The following is a 20,465-nucleotide window of genomic DNA, read 5'->3' on the forward strand; positions in this document are numbered from 1 at the left end:
ATTATTAATTACATAATTGTCAACATATCATCTTCGCTCATCATAATAATCATACTAATCAAATAAATCACAGTAATGCGACAACTACCTAACATTATTACCCTATGCAACCTTTTTTGCGGAGCACTGGCTATTATCTGTGTGCTGTATGCTCCGGAGTTCCGGGCGGAATTTAACGGAAACGACTATACGGTGATCAGCCCTGAACCGGTCTATTGGGCGTCAGCTCTGGTAGTGCTGGCAGCTGTATTTGATTTCTTTGATGGGATGACCGCACGATTGCTTCGCGTACAATCCCCTATGGGTAAGGAACTGGATTCCCTGGCAGATGTGGTGACCTTTGGCGTAGTACCGGGCATGATGCTGTACCGGTTGTTGCGCAGCGCTTATTTCCAGCAACCGGATGTATTTGATGTTTCTATAGTGAACCTTGCGCCCGCCTTACTGGTGCCTTGTTTTGCTGCTTACCGGCTGGCGAAGTTCAATCTTGATACAAGACAGTCCGAAAACTTCATTGGTGTGCCCACTCCTGCTGTTGGCCTGTTGGTGGCCTCTTTCCCGCTGATCGTACTTTTTAATCCCTACAACCTGGCACACCTGTTCCAGAACATCTGGGTGTTGTATGTGATCATTGCGGTATTGTGCTATCTCATGGTCGCGGAGATACCGATGCTGAGCCTGAAGTTCAAAGAGAAGTCGCTGAAAGCTAACTGGCCAAGGTTCTTGCTGGTAGCGCTTACATTGGTGAGCATTCCTTTCCTGAAGTTTGCGGCGGTACCGTTTATATTTATTTGTTACGTAATATTATCGTTGGCATTTCCGCCTAAAGTAGTGGCCCATTAATGGTTATAGACAGGAGATAATCCGTTATTCCTAAAATCTTCCTGAGTAATTCGTAATTTTTAATGTAGGTTTGCGGCAAAATTTTATAGCACAATGACTTTTACTGCACATATCAATGTGATGCCACTGAAAGAATTACTGGACCCTCAGGGGAAAGCGGTAATGAGTGGCCTCAAGAATCTGGGCATGGGCCAGGTTCACGATGTACGGATTGGTAAGCATATTACCTTGCAAATTGAAGCCGGTAGCAAGGAAGAAGCACAGCAGATAGCCGAAACCGCTTGTCAGAAACTGCTGGCTAACCAGGTAATGGAATTTTTTGAAGTACAGATACAATAAGAATAATTGCGGATTACAAATTGCGAATGGCGATGCTAAGCGATAGCCGCTGTAGTCCGCAATTCGCAATTTGTAATTGGCGATTATATGAAATTATACATAGTTCCTTCCCCCGTCGGTAATCTCGCCGACATGACTTTCAGGGCTGTAAGTGTACTGGAAAAAGCAGACCTGGTGCTTGCTGAAGATACGCGCACCTCGTCCGTACTGCTGAAACACTATAAGATTGATAAGCCCATCACACCCTATCATCAGCACAATGAACATAAAATAGTACAGCACCTGTTGCAGCAACTGCAGGCCGGTAAAGTAATGGCTTTGCTCACAGATGCAGGCACACCGGGTGTTTCAGACCCGGGTTTCCTGCTGGTGCGCGAGTGTATCCGTGAAGGCGTACCTGTAGAGTGCCTCCCCGGCGCCACGGCCTTTGTACCTGCGCTGGTAAACAGTGGCATACCAATGAACCGCTTTGTGTTTGAAGGCTTCCTCCCGCTCAAGAAGGGCCGTCACACGCTTTTTACAGCATTGGCCAAAGAAGAGCGTACCATCGTTTTTTATGAGTCGCCTATGCGGCTCGTGAAAACGCTTGAAGACCTCATTGGGTACTTTGGGCCAGACCGCCCGTGCTGCGTAAGCCGCGAGCTCACCAAGATGTTTGAAGAAAACAAACGAGGCAGCCTGCAGGAAGTGCGCGACTATTTCAAAGAAAAGGGTGTGAAGGGCGAAATTGTGGTGGTGGTGCAAGGGCTGGACTAATAGAACACCGCCACATCTTCTAATGGCTTGCGGTGAATATCAGGCACCCAGCATTCGTCCGCAGGGTAGCCTACGGGTACAAGCAGAAAAGGTTTTTCATTTTCCGGTCGTTGTAAAATATCCCCCAGGAAATTCATCGGGCTGGGCGTATGCGTGAGCGCCACCAGCCCGGCATGATGGATGGCGGCCAATAGGAAGCCGGCGGCAATGCCCACACTTTCCTGTACGTAGTAGTTATTCTTTTTCTTCCCGCCGCCATCTGTTTCATAGATGCGCTTGAACATAATGATCAGCCAGGGTGCAATCTCCAGGAAGGGCTTGTGCCAGTCGGTCTGTAAAGGCTTCAGGTCGTCCAGCCATTCCTGTGGCATACGGCTGTTGTAACTTCTGTACTCTTCCTTTTCGGCTTCTTCACGGATTACTTTTTTAATGGCGGGATTTTCAATGGCGCAGAAAGTCCACGGTTGCTTATGCGCTCCTGAGGGCGCTGTGTTGGCAGCGAGGATGATCTGTTCGATAACAGTCCTGGGTACGGGCTTATCGGAAAAGTCCCTGACCGTTCTTCGTTTATCCATCCACGTTTGGAAAGAGGTGGCATGGGCTATCATGCCCTGGGTATCATAGCTGTCGTGAGTGTAGCTGATGAAGGGATAGCCATCAATGATTTTTGTTGCAGACATGGGTGTATGATTTTGGGTGTCTGCTAAATTAATATATTTTTTCTGCGATGCCACCGCAACTACCATTCATACAGCTTCGCCCGGGATACTTACTGCTAAAAGTGTATTTTAGCTGCCTGAATCAAATTTTTACTGAATGAAGAATGGGGTACTTGGAAGCTGCATTGCCATTGCAACCCTGGCAGGCAGCTGGTTACAACTACAGGCACAGTCAGATCGCTGGCAGCAGAGAGTGAAATACACAATGGACGTCGCGGTGGATGCGCCAGCCAACAAGTTTACGGGGAAACAGCACCTGGAATATTACAACAATTCTCCCGACACACTGAAGAGAGTCTTTTACCATCTCTACTGGAATGCATTTCAGCCTAACAGTATGATGGATGTGCGCAGCCGCGAACTGGGTAAAATTGCCGTCGGCAGGGATGCCAAAGGGAATATCCGTCCTGACTGGGACAACCGTGTACGCGACAGGATCTCCAAATTAAACGCAGATGAAATCGGTTACCAGAAAGTGGTTTCACTGAAGCGCGATGGTAAGCCGCAGGATTTCAAAGTGGTGGAAACTATCCTGGAAGTTACGTTGGACAAGCCTATCCTGCCTCATTCCAAAGCAGTGTTTGACATGGATTTTGAAGCGCAGGTGCCTGTTCAGATCCGCCGAAGCGGCCGTAACAGCGCTGAGGGGGTGGATTTCTCCATGGCCCAGTGGTATCCTAAAATGTGCGAATACGATTATGAAGGATGGCATGCCACTCCCTATATTGCCCGTGAGTTCTACGGTGTATGGGGCGATTATGATGTAAAGATTACCATCGATAAAAAGTATGTGCTCGGCGGAACCGGATATCTGCAGAATGCTAACCAGATCGGTTATGGTTATGAGACTCCCGGTACCAAGGTAACGCGACCTGCCGGTAATAACCTCACCTGGCATTTTGTAGCGCCTAATGTGCACGATTTTATGTGGGCCGCAGATACAGACTACAAGCACATCACACAGCAGGTGGATGGCTTTACGGCCCACTTCCTCTACATCGAGAATGAGACGACCCGCGAAACATGGCCTAAGCTGGCTAAGATGATTCCGGTTGCCTATGAATACATTAAAAAGCATTACGGTCCATATCCTTACAAGCAGTACTCCTTTATTCAGGGTGGTGACGGCGGTATGGAATATCCTATGGCCACGCTCATCCTGGGTAATGGTAAAATGAACGGTTTGTATGGCGTTGCCATTCACGAATGGATGCACAGTTGGTACCAGGGTATGCTGGCTACCAACGAAAGCCTGTACCCCTGGATGGATGAAGGATTTACCTCTTTCGCACAAGACAATACCATCTACAACACTGTGGATTCGCTGAAAGGAAAGTTTCCGCAAGCAGATTCTTATGCAGGATATTTCGGACTGGCTGCAAGTCCTTTCGAAGAGCCGGCTACCACGCATGCAGATCATTACAATACCAACTTCGGTTACGGCCAGACAGCCTATAATAAAGGCGCCGTATTCCTGGAGCAGCTGGGATATGTAATTGGCGCCGCCAACCGCGACAGCGGTCTGTTGCGTTATTACTGGGAGTGGCGTTTCAAACATCCCAACGCCAATGACTTTATCCGGGTAATGGAGAAAGAGAGTGGTATTGAGCTGGATTGGTACAAACAGTATCTTATCAATTCCACCAAACATATTGATTACGGTATCGACAGTATTTATGCGAAGGGTGGCAAAACGGTTATACGCCTGCGCCGTATTGGTTACATGCCTATGCCTATTGACCTGATGATTACGGATAAAAAGGGGGGTAAGGTGCTGCACTACATCCCGTTGACGATTATGTACGGTGAAAAGCCAAATGAGTACCCCAACGTGAAACGTGTGGTGGATGCAGGCTGGTACTGGACTAATCCGGTATACGAGGTAGAGGTGGATCTGCCTTTATCTGATATTAAAGAGATAGAGATTGATCCAAGTCAGCGTATGGCTGATGTAGACAGAAGTAATAACAAAGCTGTCAGCTGATAACTTTAGTTGTTAAATACAAACGGAGACCGGTATGTTGTTACATAACATTTACCGGTCTCCGTTTGTATTTCAGGGAGATGATAGTCAGTTATGCGCTTTTAACAGGGCTTTGACTGGGCTTTGATACCTGGCATCCTGGGCTCAAACAGATGAATAACCGAACCCCATCATTTCCTTCATGTATCCCCTGTTAAATTCGAGGCCTCCCATTCCTGTGTCCAGTGGCCTTCCCGGGCGTATTAAGCGGATGTTAATGTGTTTTTTCTGCTGGAAGGGACTGCCTTCCGGTATATCAAGATAAGCTGACGGATCGATGCCGGCGGCGGTGAGCCGGGATCTGACGGCGTCCATATATTGCAGCATGTTGTTGTAAAGCTGCACGGCCTGTATATCAGCAGGATCGATGATGGAAACGGACTGATCGATGGTTTGTTCCAGGATATCGATTACGTTTTTGAACTGTTTGGTGGTGGCGGATTGTTGTTCCGGTAGTGGCAGTATTGCATAGATCTCTGTGATGCCTTTGCTGATAGCCAGTTTAAATGGATGATAGCCTATGCCGCCGGCTTCTGCAAATTGCAGGGGGGCGCCGGTTGTTTCTGTTACCATGCTGATTTCAACGGGGGGCATGAACACGGGTCTGGAGAAAGAGGCAACGATGGCCTCCCGTAAACACTGTATACCGGATATTTTCACTACGTCATAGTCTGCTGTAGCAATAGTATCCTGCTTCGTGGAAAAGTAGGTAATACGCCCTGTTTGCAGGCATTTGCAGGCAATGCATACTTCCGTATCAGCTTCCATAACGATGTGAAAGCGTGATTCTGTAATAAGGGAAGAGATGCGTTGACTGAGGGGAATGGTTGTATATAGTGAGTTGGAATTGTTAATGAACCTTTGTTTGATATTGGATGTGGTGATGAAATCCGTGGTTTCTGTACTGGTGAAGAATTTTTCCATCAGGGCAGTTTCGCCGGTGGCAGTGAGTACACTAACGAGGGAGCCGCTGCCTGTTCCACAGCAAAGATCAAAACGGGTATCGGGATGGTGTTGCAGCAGTTGTTTTACTGCGCCGGCTGCAAAGGCCGCCCGCGCTCCGCCGCCGCTGATGATTAATGCACATTGGGTCATGATAGTTCTTTCGTAAATGAGGATTTTCGATTAGTAAGAGATAATCATCAGGTAAATGATATGGGAATCGATCGCGATACAATCTACAAAAAAATACAGAGGATAAAAAAACGGTCCCGTTATGGCGGGACCGTTTCGTGTATATAATAGACGTAAGATTTAAAATATCAGCTGCTGCAGCTGGTTTTCCCAGGTATGACTTTGCAGTTCATGATATTTCAATTGTTGCAGGTGGTGTTGATTGTGATAGGCTGTGAAATAAAGTGTTTCCCTGATGGTGATTTTGCCCAGTATGGGATGGGGCAACACGTAGCTGTCGAGGTCATTCTCTGACCACCGGGAAAGATTGTCCAGCAGTTTGATTTTTTGCTTGTGATATGCTTGTAGCAGCACCTGCCTCTGTGCGAGATAGACTACACCCGGCAGGTATGTACGGGTAGATCTGGCGCCCTTTTCAAGCAGTTGCTGGTATTTGAGCACCAGTATATCATATGAGCGGGAAGGCTGTTTACTGCGTCCGAAATAGCGCAGCAGCAGCTTAGGATAGCCCAGAGCAGTGCCTACCGGCCTGCTGGATTTGATCAGGTGGTGGAGTTGCTGACCAGCTGACCATTTGCCATAAGGCGTAACGGTGAAGCGGTGATCAGGCATGGACTGCACAAATTCTGCGAACTGATCAAAACTGTCGTTTAGTAAGATTCTTATATCATGCTGGTTCAGGTACATAGGAAATGATTTAGAGGTCAGAAAACATATAACCCGGCTTCAATAATCAGGCGTATACCTTTGCCGTTGCATTCACCCTGAAGTTACGCCTGTTTTGTGATTTATCCAACAAAAATAAGGATATAGAAAAAAAATATATGAAGAAAAAGGGGAGGATGAAAAGATAAAAAATGGTTTCCTTGAAAAATTTTCCGGATTATTCCAGGGATTCACATAGGAATCCCTGCTTTTTAACAAATTCAATGATGATATTTTCTTCTACCTGCATGTCAGCAATCCTTAATACTTTATCACAATCTTCAAGATCTACGTGACAGCTGCTTACCTCAAAGCTGGAGGAAATGGCCCTGATCATCTGTTGACGTTCCTCGAGGCTGTTGATGTTGGTTTTGAAGACGCCTACCATAGTTGTATAATTTTAGAGTGATTCGTTTTCGCCGGGTGTCTTAGGATTTTCGGGCTGATCACGCTGGTCACGTTTTTCACTGCGGGTATATTCGTCATCAAAATCGCCGAAGTCATCGAACCTGCGACGGCCGCCTCTTCCGAAGCCGCGGCCATAAGGCCTGCAGTAATTACGAAAGTGTTCCTTCACTTTTTCGCGTTGTTCAGGTGTCATGTCTGTCATGCGTTCGCGAAGTTTTTCCTTCCACTCTCTTTTGTGGCGCCATCCGCCGCCCCATCCGTGGGAATGACCGTGCCATCCGAAGAGGAGCTTGCCAAGTAAGAGTAGGCCAAATGCCTGCCAATAGGTGATAACGGGGCCGTGGAAGATCTCTGGTATCAGCCAGTTCCACAGGCTCATGGTCAGGAATATAACGAAGGCAAAAAATGCAAGGCCAAGAATAACAAGCCCTATTTTTTTGAATACCCGGTTAGTTGTTTGGTATCCCATATCTTTAAGATTTTTACTCAGTTATCTAAAATTTCTTTGTACACTTCAGCCAGCCTCTCGCGCAGATATAGCACGGCGTAGCGTTTTCTGGACAACAGCGTGTTTACGCCGATGCCGGTTTCTTCACTCATTTCTTTAAATGATTTTCCTTCTATTTCATGCTGGAGAAACACATACCGCTGGTCTTCCGGTAATTCGTCAATTGCCTGCATGATGGCTTCGGACATAAATTTCCGCATCATGGGATTGTTTGCTTCCATGGTTTCATCCGCCAGGAGTTCCGGCAGAAAAAGGACTTCTTCTCCTTCTATTTCGCGAACATATTCAGAGAATGGGGTTTCTTTCTTTTTACGGAACCAGTCGGTGATCCTGTTACGGGTTACGGCAAAAAGCCAGCCTGTAATAGAATCTATCTGGCTGCCCAGCCGCAGGTATTCCGTAAACTGGTAAAGTACATCCTGCAGAATATCTTCTGCATCTGATGCATTGTTTACCCGCTGCCTGATAAAGTGCAGCAAGCGCTTACGTTCCTGCTTTATGGTCGCCTGTATGCGTTCATTTTGCTCTGAGGCCATAATGCTGTTTGTAAGGAGCATCTGTTTCATCGTAATAAGGATGACGAAACAGAAATGCGGATATTTTACTGTCTGGAAAAATATCCGCATACCGTAACCGGGGCCGGCTGGGAGGGAGTAGGAGAGAAGCGGGATCAGCTTTTAGCCATCAGTATGTACTTTTCTTTGAAGCTGTCTTCCGGGAATATATCGTAAACGTCTATCAGTCTTGGTTTTACACCGCTTTCTGATATTTCCTGCGCCAGGTCTCCGCCTTTCAGGCAGATCAGCCCTTTTTCAAATTGTTTTCCTGGTACCGTGGATTTCTTCAACAGTGGTTTGCTCCAGCGCCAAAGGTCCTTCAGGGGAGCCACTGCCCGTGATACCACGATGTCGAATTTACGGTTCTTAATATCTTCTACCCTGCTATGCGCAGTGGTTACATTTTTCAGTTGCAGTGCTTCTGCCACGCCCTCTACTACTTTAATCTTCTTTCCGATAGAATCTACCAGGTGAAACTTTACTTCCGGGAAAAAGATAGCCAGGGGGATGCCGGGGAATCCGCCGCCGGTTCCCAGGTCCAGTATTTCTGTGCCGGGCTGGAAATCCGCGATGGCGGCTATACTCAGCGAATGCAGGATATGCTTTTCGTATAGTGCATCAATATCTTTGCGGGATATAACATTGATCTTCGTATTCCACTCCTCGTAGAGGTCTTTAAGCGATCCGAACTGCGACATCTGCTCCGGCGTGAAGTCACTGAAATATTTTAATATAATTTCCATGGCGCAAAGGTAGGACAATGATTTTTGTGATTTGTTTGATTTTGCTGATGAACGAAGACGGTATTATAGAAAATAGTATTGTAAAGTTAATGTCTACCCTTATATAATGAGTAAGCCGCCCCTCAAGGGACGGCTTACATTATTGAGTTACATAATCGTTGTTCAGGAAAATCAGACAAATCACAAAAATCACAGTCTACCATCTGTTCTTGGAACGGAACATGAGGGCGGGGGTGAAGATGATATAGTATAGTACCATCAGGATGTCCATGAGCCAGCTGTATTTGAACAAGTCACTTTCTTCGAGTCTGCGCATGGCGGTGTAGGTGATAATGGATTGTATCAGTACTTTCAGGCCAAAGATTCCCAGTGCCAGCCAGATGATTGGAGGTGGGAAGAAGAGCGCTGCAATGAAAGCCGGATAGAAAAGGAAGTGCGTCAGTGAAAAGAGGCCCAGTACAAACTTGTGACCAAAGCGGTAATGTTTGCCGGTGGACATATGCCGGGTTTTCTGCCGGAACCAGCTACCCCAGGTTTGTTTAGGTTCAGAGAAGGTGAATGCCTGTTTATCGATTACTACGCCCACGTTTTTTCGTGTAGCCGCAGCATTTACGAACAGATCATCGTCGCCGCTGGCGAGGTGCTGATGGCTTGTAAACCCTTTATGACGGAAGAACAGTTCCCGTTTGTAAGCCAGGTTACGGCCTACGCCCATGTAAGCCATGCCGCTCATGGCAAATGAGAGGTGTTGCAATGCACTGAAGAAAGTTTCGTAGCGGATTACTTTATTGAGGAAACCTGGCTTTTTGTGGTAAGGGCTGTAGCCAAGCACAATATCCTTATCATCAGTGAACCCCTGGCTCATGATAGACAGCCAGTAGGTGCTGGATGGTTTACAATCGGCATCGGTGAGCAGTACATGTTCATACTGCGCTCCTTTTAATCCGATAGATAAGGGATACTTCTTACCAGGAATAAACTTGGCCGCCTGCTTAATCTCTATATGACGGTAATGGGGATACCCCGGCTCAATGGAGCGCAGGTAATACCGGGTATCGTCTTCGGAGTTATCGTTCACCACAATCACCTCATAGGTAGGTTTCAGGTGCTGATGATAGCGTTGCTGCAATACAAGCGGCAGATTTTTCTGAAGGTTAAGCTCTTCATCTTTTGCACAGATGATTACTGATACGGGTCCTTCTGGCGCGTGGTCCAGGTCGAACTTTCGGCTATAAAAGGCTACCCTTGAAAATATAAACAGGAAGTAAATGATCTGTATCCCTGCTACGGTAGCAAAAAAGTATAAGGCAATTTCCCCTGGATTGTCAAGCATAATGCTGGCAAAAATATAATATTTTTATATATCTGGAAATCTGATTTTTATGATTTCTGTGATTTTCCTGATGTGCGAAGCGAAGATTAGCGTGGATTTGATAATTGCTCAGGTGATGCATCAGGAAAATCAGACTAATCAAAAAAATCACAGTAGTTTTGCGGGCTGAAATTTACATGCCTTGAATTTTGAACTGATTACAACAGATAGTGGCAGCAATGCCAGGGCCGGAAAGATTACGACGGCTCACGGGGAAATAGAGACGCCGATTTTTATGCCAGTGGGAACGGTGGGCAGCGTAAAGGCTGTTACACAGGAACAGCTGCGCGATGCGGTGCAGGCGCAGATCATTCTGGGTAATACCTATCATTTATATCTCAGGCCGGGGCTGGAAGTGTTGTCACTTGCAGGCGGGCTACATAAATTCAATGGCTGGAACCGTCCGATCCTGACGGATAGTGGCGGATACCAGGTGTTTTCCCTGGCGGCCAACCGCAAGATCAAGGAAGAAGGGGTGGTGTTTCAGTCACATATTGACGGATCGAGGCATCTGTTTACACCCGAAAACGTGATGGACATCCAGCGGACCATTGGTGCAGATATTATCATGGCTTTTGATGAATGTCCGCCTTATCCATCTGAATACCGCTATGCCCGTAAGTCGATGGACCTTACCCACCGCTGGCTGGACCGCTGTATCCAGCGTCTGAAAGACACCCAGCCCGCCTATGGTCATGAACAAACGTTGTTTCCCATTGTACAGGGCAGTACTTATAAAGACCTGCGTAAGGCTTCTGCCGAATATATTGCTTCCCGCGACTGTGCTGGTAATGCCATCGGCGGCCTCAGCGTGGGTGAGCCGGAACAGGAGATGTATGAAATGTGTGCACTGGTTTGTGATATATTGCCTAAGGAAAAGCCCCGTTACCTGATGGGAGTGGGTACACCCTGGAATATTATTGAGAATATCGCGCTGGGCGTAGATATGTTCGACTGCGTGATGCCAACACGTAATGGACGTAACGGAATGCTGTTTACCTGGAATGGCGTAGTGAACATCCGTAATAAAAAGTGGGCCACTGATTTCAGCCCGATAGATGAGAACAGCCCCTGCTTCGCTTCCCGTGATTATTCCAAAGCGTACCTGCGTCACCTCTTTGTAGCCGGTGAAATTTTAGGCATGACATTGGCGAGCATTCACAACCTGGCATTTTACCTGGAGCTGGTTAAGGAAGCCCGCCGCCAGATTCTGGCAGGCACTTTTTCCACCTGGAAAGAGGGGATGGTGAAACAACTGAAAACGCGCCTGTAAGAGTTCAGACTATAAAATAAACTAATATCTTTGGTCCATGACTAAAATAGACTGGTACATTTTACGCAAGTTCATAGGCACTTTCATCTATTCGCTCCTGATATTGCTGGTCATTTCTGTGGTGATAGACATCACTGAGAAGGTGGATGACTTTATCAAATATCATATTCCCCTGCGTGATGTGATTGTGGACTATTACTTTGGCTTTATCCCGCATATTGCCGCGTTACTGTTCCCGTTGTTTATTTTTATTTCTGTTATTTTCTTCACTTCCAAGATGGCTTACCGCTCAGAGATCATTGCTATTCTGAGCGCCGGTGTCAGTTTCCGCCGTTTTCTGCGGCCATATTGGGTGGGCGCTATCCTGTTCGGTACCATTCTCTGGCTGGCCAACTACTGGGTAGTACCCAATGCCAACCGCAAACGTACCTACTTCGAAAACAACCGCATACGTACTCCGGATAATCAGCAGTCGCAATACAACCGTACCAGCCGTATCGACAGCTTCACTTATGTTACTTTTGGCTCTTATGATCCCAATTACAGGAGCGGCAGTAATTTCACGCTGGAAAAGGTGAGTGGCCAGCATGTCAGGTACAGGCTGAAGGCTGACCGTATCAGCTGGGATTCCACTGGCAAAGCGTGGAGGCTGGATTATGTGACCGTTCGCACTATGGAAGGATTGAAGGAAACGTGGATCAGCAAACAGGATACGGTATTGAAGATTGCGCTGGTGCCCAAGGACCTTATTGAAGAAAAGAATCTGCAGGAAGCCATGACCACGCCTGATTTGCGGAAGTATATCAAAAGGGAGTCTATCCGCGGATCGGAGGGGCTTAATACCTATTGGGTGGAGTATTACCGCAGAACGGCTGCCGCCGGGGCTGTGGTGATTCTGTCCCTGATTGGCGGTATCATTGCCGCCAGGAAAGTGAGGGGAGGCAGCGGGCTGCACCTTGCATTGGGTATAGTGGTGAGCGCCTCTTACATCATCCTCATGCAGTTTACGACTGTATTCTCCGTAAAAGCTAACCTTGACCCATTGATGGCGGTATGGATACCGAATGTGCTGTTCGGTTCAATTGCATTATACCTGTATCGCAGGGCGCCTAAATGATGCCTTATTTTTTCAAGTTATTTTTTTAATGGTACTATACAGAAATTGCCAGATTCTCTGTATGAAAATTAATTTCTGACAATTATTCTTTCAATATTTTCAATTGGTTCTGAAAAAATTTACATTTCTTTAACGTCGGACAGAGTATGTCTGGATGGTATGTATATATTGCTTGTTAACAATAGTTTAGAAGGACATATATCCTACTTTTTTACATGTTTTGTGGCAAGGAGAAAGGTGTTATGTTGACATTAAATACCATCTGATGGTAGTAACTTCGTTAACAAATCATTACTTTTGACAATTGATCGATTTTGTTTTCATTTATATAAACAACAGTATAAAATGGGGTACATAAAAGAAAAATTCAAGGTTAAAGCAGATGAACTTAACGTTGAAGTAAAGGACCTGGTAAAGAATCACGGCACCAAAAAACTGGACGATGTTACTATTGCCCAGGTTTACCAGGGCATGCGCGGCATTACAGGATTGGTTACTGAAACTTCCCTGCTGGATGCAAATGAGGGTATCCGTTTCCGTGGTTACTCGATTCCTGAACTGAGGGAGCATCTGCCGAAGGCGCCTGGTGGTGCAGAGCCGTTGCCGGAGGGTTTGTTTTACCTGATGTTGATCGGGGAGTTGCCTACTGAAGCAGATGTGCAGTATTTGTCCAGCATGTGGGGCCGTCGTTCTCATGTACCCAACCACGTATTTGATGCCATTGAAGCGTTGCCCATTACGACTCACCCCATGACGATGTTTACTGTTGCTATTATGGCGTTGCAGACAGAGTCATCTTTTGCACAGGCTTATGCTGACGGTATTAACAAGAAAGATTACTGGAGCTATACTTACGAAGACACGATGAATCTCATTGCGCGTCTTCCGCGTATTGCCGCTTATATCTATCGCCGCAAATACAAGGGCGGACAACATATTCAGCCTAACGGTATGCTGGACTGGGCAGGTAACTTTGCACATATGCTGGGTTACTCTGATGAGGGTTTCAGAGAGCTGATGCGCCTTTACATGGTGATCCATGCGGATCACGAAGGTGGTAACGTGAGTGCACATACGACGCACCTGGTGGGTTCTGCGCTCAGTGATGCTTATCTGTCGTTTGCAGCTGGCATGAATGGCCTCGCTGGTCCGTTGCATGGTCTTGCGAACCAGGAAGTGATCAAGTGGATACTGGAGATGCGTGAAGAACTGGGTGGTGGTATGCCAACGAAAGAGCAGATAGAAGCATATGTGCGTAAAACGCTGGCGGATGGTAAAGTAGTACCTGGATATGGTCATGCCGTATTACGTAAAACAGATCCCCGCTTTACTGCGCAGATGGAGTTTGCAAAGAAACATCTGCCTGATGATGAGCTGGTGAAAATTGTATGGAACGTATATGAAACCGTTCCGCCAATTCTCCAGGACCTCGGCAAGATCAAGAATCCGTGGCCTAACGTAGATGCTCACTCCGGCGCATTGCTGGTTCACTACGGTCTCGTGGAATATGAGTTCTATACTGTATTGTTCGGTGTGTCCCGCGCACTCGGCGTACTGGCTTCCCTCTGCTGGGACAGAGCATTGGGCCTTTCCCTTGAAAGACCTAAATCTGTTACTACAGAATGGATGAAGCAATTCGTAGAAGGTAAAGTTGAAGCAACTGCGGATTGATACCGTTGAGATAGTCTGAACTGTGATTTTTGTGATTTAATTGATGTTGCTGATGAACGAAGATTATAGCGCAGATGATAGAAGATAATTACTGAAGATAAAAGTGGAAGGCCCATTTAGATTAATTCTAAGTGGGTTTTCCATTTTTATCTTCGTTCATCAGCAACATCAATTAAATCACAAAAATCACAGTTCAGACATTTCTTCGCTCATCAGAATAATCAATCTAATCACAAAAATCACAGTTCAGACATTTCTTCGCTCATCAGAATAATCAATCTAATCACAAAAATCACAGTTCAGACACTATTCGTTTATATCAACCTGAAAATTAAAATAATCACAGTAGTTTTGCTGGGCTTAAACGTTATTTATTATTTCCACATTTACAGCCATATTATCCAATCCGATTGAATACCTGAAGGGAGTGGGGCCGCAGAAAGGAGAATTGCTGCGCAAGGAGATTCGTATACATACATTCGGTGATCTGCTGGAATATTTCCCATTCCGGTATGTGGATCGCACGCGTGTAGACAGGATAGCAGACCTTAGCGGGTATGAAGATTTTGTACAGATCAGGGGACGGATTATACGGATGACCGTGGTCGGTGAGAACCGCGGCAAGCGGTTGGTGGCGACCTTTAAAGACGAATCCGGCACTATTGACCTGGTATGGTTTCAGGGCTGGCAATGGATGCAGAAATCGTTACGTGAGAATATAGCGTACCTGGTGTTTGGACGTATTTCTGTATTCAATGGCGAGCCACAGCTGGCGCATCCGGAGATGGATCTGCTCACAGAAGAAACGTCTACCGGCAAGCAGTTCCTGGAACCGGTATATTATACCACAGAAAAACTCAAAGCACGCGGACTAACGGCAAAGGCTATAGGAAAACTCACCAAAAATCTGCTGGAGCAATTGTCGCCTGCCGAGATACGTGAGAACATTCCGGTGTCTGTGTTACAACAATACCGGCTGATGCCCAGGGCTATGGCTTTTTTCAAGATACATCTGCCGGGTAATGATGATGAATCTTTTCAGGCGCAGCGCCGTATTAAATTTGAAGAACTGTTTATTGCGCAGATGCGCATCTGCCGGCTGAAGATAAAGCGGCAAAAGCTTTCGCACGGTTATGTGTTCAGTACGGTAGGAGAATATTTCAATGAATTTTACAACAATCATCTTCCTTTCGCACTTACGGGCGCGCAGAAACGTGTGTTGAAAGAGATCCGGATGGATACCGTGCACGGAAGGCAGATGAACCGCCTGCTGCAGGGGGATGTGGGCAGCGGTAAAACCATGGTGGCATTGCTTTCCATGCTGCTGGCCAAAGACAATGGTTTCCAGGCATGCCTGATGGCTCCTACGGAGATCCTTGCCCAGCAACACTTTAAAGGGTTGTCGGAGCTGCTGCAGCACATGAATGTGCGTATCGAATTGCTTACCGGCAGTGTAAAAGGGAAAGCGCGCAAGCAGATATTGGCCGGCGTTGCAGACGGAAGTATCGATTTCCTGGTGGGTACCCATGCACTGCTGGAGAAAGAAGTGGTGTTTAAAAACATTGGTATGGCCATCGTGGATGAACAGCACCGCTTCGGGGTGGCACAACGGGCACGGCTATGGGAAAAAAATGATATTCCTCCGCACATACTTGTAATGACGGCTACGCCAATACCACGTACATTGGCCATGACTATCTACGGGGATCTTGATGTTTCGGTGATCGACGAAATGCCCCCTGGCCGTAAACCCATCACTACCGTACATCGTACCGAATTTCAGCGGCCGCAGGTGATGGACTTCATCAAGGAAGAAATAAAGAAAGGCCGGCAGGCTTACATTGTATACCCGCTCATAGAAGACAGTGAAAAGATGGACTATGAGAACCTGATGAAAGGTTATGAAGAAGTAAAAGCTTTTTTCCCGGAGCCACAGTATTATATCAGCATGGTGCATGGACGTCAGCCGGCGGAAATGCGGGAAACCAACATGCAGCGCTTTGTAACGGGCGACACCCATATCATGGTGGCTACCACAGTGATCGAAGTGGGTGTGAATGTGCCTAATGCGTCCGTGATGGTGATTGAAAGCACGGAACGCTTTGGCCTGTCCCAGCTACATCAGCTGCGGGGACGTGTTGGCCGTGGCGCTGAGCAGTCGTTCTGTGTACTGATGACCGGCAATAAACTGGGTCAGGTGTCGAAAGAGAGAATCAATGTTATGGTGCAGACCAATAATGGTTTCATTATTTCTGAAAAAGATATGGAGTTGCGTGGACCCGGTGATATTGAAGGTACCCGTCAGAGTGGAATACTGGATTTCAAACTCGCTGATATTCTGCATGATAAACCTGTTCTGGAAGCTGCACGCGCCAGCGCTGAAAAAATATTGGAAGATGACCCGGATCTTTTGTTGCCTGAGAATCAGGGACTAAAAGATTTCTTAGCCCTTCAGCGCGGTAAATCCCAGTGGAGTAAAATTTCCTGAGACTTTTAACGTTTATCAATATACACAGTCTAAGATTTAAGTATGGCGCCGGAGTGTTGCACTGTCGCACTGGTTTTTGATCTGCCCGTAACAAATTGGCCGGCATCTGCGTTTATAGTATTATATTGGTTTAAAGAATAAAATAAATCTGATCCCGTTGAAATTTACTCTCCCGACCGGCCTTATTGGAATTATTATCCTTATGTTGTTTTCCGGAAATCATCTTCTGGCACAACGACCTGCTAATTTTACACCGTTGAATTTTACAGAGAACAAGGGACAGTGGGATCAACAGGTAATCTATAAAACGGATCTTGATGGCGCGGCCATCTATGTGAAAAAAGCGGGATTCACATTCATGGTGTATAACAGGGAAGACATGTATGCCCTCAACGAATATGTGCATGGTCACTCCCATCAACCCGATACAACCCTGGTAAACAGGAATAACCGGCAGAATGCACTTTCATCCCAGAACGGACAGAAGCCGCCTCCAAGACCCGGCCGCTTTCCTGATGTGAGGGGGCATGCTTACAATATCACTTTCATCGGCGCCAATGAGAACGCAGAGATAGTTCCCGAAAAACAGCAGGAAGCCGTTACCAACTACTTCATCGGTAATGACCGTAGTAAATGGGCGAGTAATGTGAAATCATTCCAGAGCCTTGTGTATAAATCACTTTATCCTGGTGTGGATGCGCACATTTACTCTGAAGCGTCTCAACTTAAATATGACCTGATCATTCAGCCGGGAGCGGACCCTGATAAGATACAGCTGTCTTATGAAGGTACGACCGGCATGGAACTGAAAAAAGGGCAACTGTATGTGCACACTTCCGTAGGCGATGTCATTGAACAATTGCCATACGCATATCAATATGTAAACAACCAGCGTGTTCCGGTAAAAGTTTCCTTTAAACTGAACGGCAACAAACTGGGATATAAAATTTCCGGCAGCTACAATCCGGCGTACCCGTTGGTGATAGACCCCGTATATGTTTTTTCAACTGTATCGGGTGCACGTTCGGATAACTGGGGCTTTACCGCTACCTACGATGATGCGGGCTTTTTCTACGGCGGCGGCATTGTGTTTGGCGGATTGTATCCCGTAACGCCGGGCGCTTATCAGAGCTCATTTGGCGGTGATAAGTTTGATATTGGTATTTCAAAGTTTTCTCCTGACGGCACCCGTCTCATTTACGCTACTTTCGTTGGCGGTAATGGACTGGAACAACCGCACAGTCTCTTTGTGGATGCACAGGGAAACCTTGTTATTTCCGGAAGAACCACTTCCGGAAATTATCCCAGTACTGCAGTGGTTGGTAACCGTGGCGGATGGGATATTGTTGTGACGAAGCTGAATGCAACCGGTTCTGGTATTATCGGTTCCATTATTGTGGCTGGTTCTTCAGACGATGGGGTGAATATGCGTGAAGACAGGCAGGGAGGCGACTGGGTGTTGCTGCGTAACTACGGTGATGATGCACGCAGCGAAGTGGTGATAGATAATGCGGGCTATATTTACGTAGCCAGCTGTACCCGTTCATCTGATTTCCCGGTTACCGGCGGCGTGTTTCAGCCGACTTTCGGTGGTTTGCAGGATGGTGTGGTACTGAAAATAAATCCGTTGTGCAGCGGCCTGGTATGGGCCAGCTATCTCGGTGGCGGTAAGGAAGATGCAGCCTATGTAATTGCGCTGAATGGGCTTAATACATTGTATGTAGCGGGTGGTACTGCCAGTGATAACTTCCCTATGAAAGGGACACCCGTTTACGGTGCATACCGTGGTGGTGTTTGCGACGGCTTCATTGCACATATTGCCAATGACGGGACCAATATACTGCAAAGCACTTACCTCGGTTCCGATGATCCTGCCGCTGATCAGATCTATGGTATTCAGCTGGATAAAAAGGGATTTGTGTATGTAATGGGTACCACAGAAGGTACCTGGCCAACGAAGCAACCCGCAGGCACTACTAATTTTTACAACGATAACTCCTTACAGTTCATTTCGAAACTCCAGCCCGATCTTTCGGCATTGGTATATTCCACTACATTTGGTAAGAAACGCAGTATTGCCACAACGCCAGCCATCTCGCCCACCGCTTTCCTGGTGGACCGTTGTGAAAATGTTTATGTATCAGGATGGGGCGGCGGTATCAACAGCAGCCTGAAGTATCCCAACTCTGGTACTACCGGTATGCCTGTTAAAAACCCATTACAGCGTACTACGGATGGGATGGACTTTTACTTCTTCGTATTACAGCGTGATGCTACTGATATATTGTTTGGCAGCTACTTCGGAGGGAATGGTCTTTACGAGCATGTTGACGGCGGTACCAGCCGCTTCGACCGCAACGGGATCATTTATCAGGGTATCTGTGCCTGGTGTAATGTCAGCAACAACGGTATTAAGCCGCGCTATCCTACTACGCCGGGCGCCTATTCCAGTACGCCTCCGCCGGGATGTAACTTTGGTGCGCTGAAGATTGCCTTCAATCTCGATGGCGTGAAAGCCGGTATTAAAACGCTTGACCGAAGGAAGAATTACTGCGTGCCCAGCACGATCACTTTTGTGGATACCACCCGCAGAACAGCTGATAAATGGGAATGGGATTTTGGTGACAACAGCGGAATTGTAATAGGAAGGGATACTATTTCACATACTTACAACAACGTAGGTACTTACCTGGTAAGACTGGTGAAATTTGATGCCGCCAGTTGTAATGGCAGTGATACGGCGTATATTCAGGTGAAGCTCGGCACGAATGAAGGTAAGTTTGATTTTACCGCCACCAGGCAACAACCCTGTGATGCTTTATCGTATTTATTTGATCTGACCTCCCCGGTATTGTCGCAGTTTAAAGACAGTTCCTTTACACTGGATCTGGGAGATGGTACGCCTTTGCAGTACGTAGGTCCATCCAAGTTCCCTTATCCGCATCAGTATAAGAATGCGGGTGTTTACAATGTAACGCTTACACTGATAGATACTAACTTCTGTAACGCGCCGCAGGCAGATATGAAGCCTTTGCGTGTAGCCGTTAACGTTATAGCACAGTTCAATATGCCGGATACGCTTTGTGTGGGCGACCAGGTTAAAATGGATAATACCACACTGGGTGGTGAAAGTTTCCTGTGGACATTTGAAGATGATGGTTCACAGTCTACCGATCCTTACCCGACGCATACATTTAACCGCGCAGGACAATGGAGTATTAAGCTGGTAGCTATTGATGATAATACCTGTAACAAGAAGGACAGTGTTATCAAGATTGTGACGGTGGAAAATCCGCCGAAAGTGGACTTTGATTTTTCACCGGCCAAGCCTGTTGAAAATACGCCGGTAACATTCACCAACCTGTCCATCGGTGCAGTGCATTACCTGTGGAACTTTGGTGACGGCGATACTTCTTCGCTGGCAAACCCGACACATCAGTATCTGAGAACCGGTACTTATAATGTATGTCTTACCGGCGCTAACGCTGCCGGTTGTACGGAAACAGTTTGCAAGCAGGTAGGAGCTATTGTAGTACCGTTGTTTGACGTGCCTTCCGCGTTCTCGCCAAACAATGATGGTATCAATGATGTATTCTATGTGAAGAGCTTTGGTGCTACCAAGTTCAACCTTAAAATATTCAACCGCTGGGGACAGATGGTATTTGAAAGCAACAATGCAAATATCGGATGGGACGGGCGTTTTAAAGGTACTGTGCAGCCAATAGATGCATATGCCTTTACCCTGAGTCTGGAATTTACGGACGGCGCCAAAGCAGTTAAGTCAGGAAGTGTAACCTTGTTAAGATGAT

General features: G+C 46.8%; 17 protein-coding genes. 9 read left to right on the forward strand and 8 right to left on the reverse strand.

Annotation, left to right across the window (positions count from 1 at the left end; genetic code table 11):
- Positions 1 to 75: 75 nt before the first annotated feature.
- The 3 genes from VM802_RS17100 to rsmI all read left to right on the forward strand — a co-directional run bounded on the left by VM802_RS17100 (position 76) and on the right by rsmI (position 1,938).
- Entirely contained in the window at positions 76 to 843 is a 768-nt protein-coding gene (locus VM802_RS17100; RefSeq protein WP_325532661.1) for a CDP-alcohol phosphatidyltransferase family protein, read from the forward strand.
- A 93-nt stretch (positions 844 to 936) separates the two neighbouring features.
- Positions 937 to 1,182: a phosphoribosylformylglycinamidine synthase subunit PurS gene (gene purS / locus VM802_RS17105; protein WP_325532663.1), complete on the forward strand. Its 246-nt coding sequence runs from the start codon at positions 937 to 939 to the stop codon at positions 1,180 to 1,182.
- A gap of 87 nt (positions 1,183 to 1,269) precedes the next feature.
- Complete coding sequence (rsmI, locus tag VM802_RS17110; protein ID WP_325532665.1) at positions 1,270 to 1,938, forward strand: 16S rRNA (cytidine(1402)-2'-O)-methyltransferase; 669 nt, start codon at positions 1,270 to 1,272, stop codon at positions 1,936 to 1,938.
- On the opposite strand, the gene VM802_RS17115 is transcribed toward rsmI, so the two are convergent.
- Positions 1,935 to 2,618, reverse strand: coding sequence for a nitroreductase family protein (locus VM802_RS17115; protein WP_325532667.1), 684 nt, complete (start codon positions 2,616 to 2,618; stop codon positions 1,935 to 1,937). The genes rsmI and VM802_RS17115 overlap by 4 nt on opposite strands.
- Positions 2,619 to 2,754: 136 nt before the next feature.
- Here VM802_RS17115 and VM802_RS17120 point away from each other — a divergent pair, with 136 nt between their 5' ends.
- Positions 2,755 to 4,641 (forward strand): M1 family metallopeptidase, encoded by a 1,887-nt coding sequence (locus VM802_RS17120; protein WP_325532669.1) that lies wholly within the window; start codon positions 2,755 to 2,757, stop codon positions 4,639 to 4,641.
- Between the two features lie 144 nt (positions 4,642 to 4,785).
- On the opposite strand, the gene VM802_RS17125 is transcribed toward VM802_RS17120, so the two are convergent.
- The 7 genes from VM802_RS17125 to VM802_RS17155 form a co-directional block, all read right to left on the reverse strand.
- Positions 4,786 to 5,775 (reverse strand): patatin-like phospholipase family protein, encoded by a 990-nt coding sequence (locus tag VM802_RS17125; RefSeq protein WP_325532671.1) that lies wholly within the window; start codon positions 5,773 to 5,775, stop codon positions 4,786 to 4,788.
- 159 nt (positions 5,776 to 5,934) lie between these two features.
- Positions 5,935 to 6,501, reverse strand: coding sequence for a DinB family protein (locus VM802_RS17130; protein WP_325532673.1), 567 nt, complete (start codon positions 6,499 to 6,501; stop codon positions 5,935 to 5,937).
- Between the two features lie 196 nt (positions 6,502 to 6,697).
- Positions 6,698 to 6,907, reverse strand: coding sequence for a hypothetical protein (locus VM802_RS17135; protein WP_325532675.1), 210 nt, complete (start codon positions 6,905 to 6,907; stop codon positions 6,698 to 6,700).
- A 12-nt stretch (positions 6,908 to 6,919) separates the two neighbouring features.
- Positions 6,920 to 7,396, reverse strand: a complete 477-nt coding sequence (locus tag VM802_RS17140; RefSeq protein WP_325532677.1) for a hypothetical protein — start codon at positions 7,394 to 7,396, stop codon at positions 6,920 to 6,922.
- Positions 7,397 to 7,413: 17 nt separating this feature from the next.
- Positions 7,414 to 7,971, reverse strand: coding sequence for an RNA polymerase sigma factor (locus VM802_RS17145; RefSeq protein WP_325532679.1), 558 nt, complete (start codon positions 7,969 to 7,971; stop codon positions 7,414 to 7,416).
- Positions 7,972 to 8,105: 134 nt separating this feature from the next.
- Positions 8,106 to 8,735: a 16S rRNA (guanine(527)-N(7))-methyltransferase RsmG gene (gene rsmG / locus VM802_RS17150; RefSeq protein WP_325532681.1), complete on the reverse strand. Its 630-nt coding sequence runs from the start codon at positions 8,733 to 8,735 to the stop codon at positions 8,106 to 8,108.
- A 196-nt stretch (positions 8,736 to 8,931) separates the two neighbouring features.
- A complete protein-coding gene (locus VM802_RS17155) occupies positions 8,932 to 10,068 on the reverse strand; it encodes a glycosyltransferase (protein WP_325532683.1) in 1,137 nt (378 codons plus the stop codon).
- A gap of 181 nt (positions 10,069 to 10,249) precedes the next feature.
- Between VM802_RS17155 and tgt the strand changes: the two genes are divergently transcribed.
- The 5 genes from tgt to VM802_RS17180 all read left to right on the forward strand — a co-directional run bounded on the left by tgt (position 10,250) and on the right by VM802_RS17180 (position 20,464).
- The gene (tgt, locus tag VM802_RS17160; protein ID WP_325532685.1) at positions 10,250 to 11,380 is read left to right on the forward strand and encodes a tRNA guanosine(34) transglycosylase Tgt; all 1,131 of its coding nucleotides are present in this window, start codon (positions 10,250 to 10,252) and stop codon (positions 11,378 to 11,380) included.
- 37 nt (positions 11,381 to 11,417) lie between these two features.
- A complete protein-coding gene (locus VM802_RS17165; RefSeq protein ID WP_325532687.1) occupies positions 11,418 to 12,497 on the forward strand; it encodes an LptF/LptG family permease in 1,080 nt (359 codons plus the stop codon).
- Between the two features lie 345 nt (positions 12,498 to 12,842).
- Complete coding sequence (locus tag VM802_RS17170) at positions 12,843 to 14,168, forward strand: citrate (Si)-synthase, eukaryotic (protein ID WP_325532689.1); 1,326 nt, start codon at positions 12,843 to 12,845, stop codon at positions 14,166 to 14,168.
- Positions 14,169 to 14,562: 394 nt separating this feature from the next.
- On the forward strand, positions 14,563 to 16,656 hold the full coding sequence (gene recG / locus VM802_RS17175) for an ATP-dependent DNA helicase RecG (protein ID WP_325532775.1): 2,094 nt from the start codon (positions 14,563 to 14,565) through the stop codon (positions 16,654 to 16,656).
- A 202-nt stretch (positions 16,657 to 16,858) separates the two neighbouring features.
- Entirely contained in the window at positions 16,859 to 20,464 is a 3,606-nt protein-coding gene (locus VM802_RS17180; protein ID WP_325532691.1) for a T9SS type B sorting domain-containing protein, read from the forward strand.
- Position 20,465: the final 1 nt, after the last annotated feature.

The sequence above is a fragment of the Chitinophaga sp. genome (genome assembly GCF_035538455.1).
Classification (GTDB): Bacteria; Bacteroidota; Bacteroidia; order Chitinophagales; family Chitinophagaceae; genus Chitinophaga.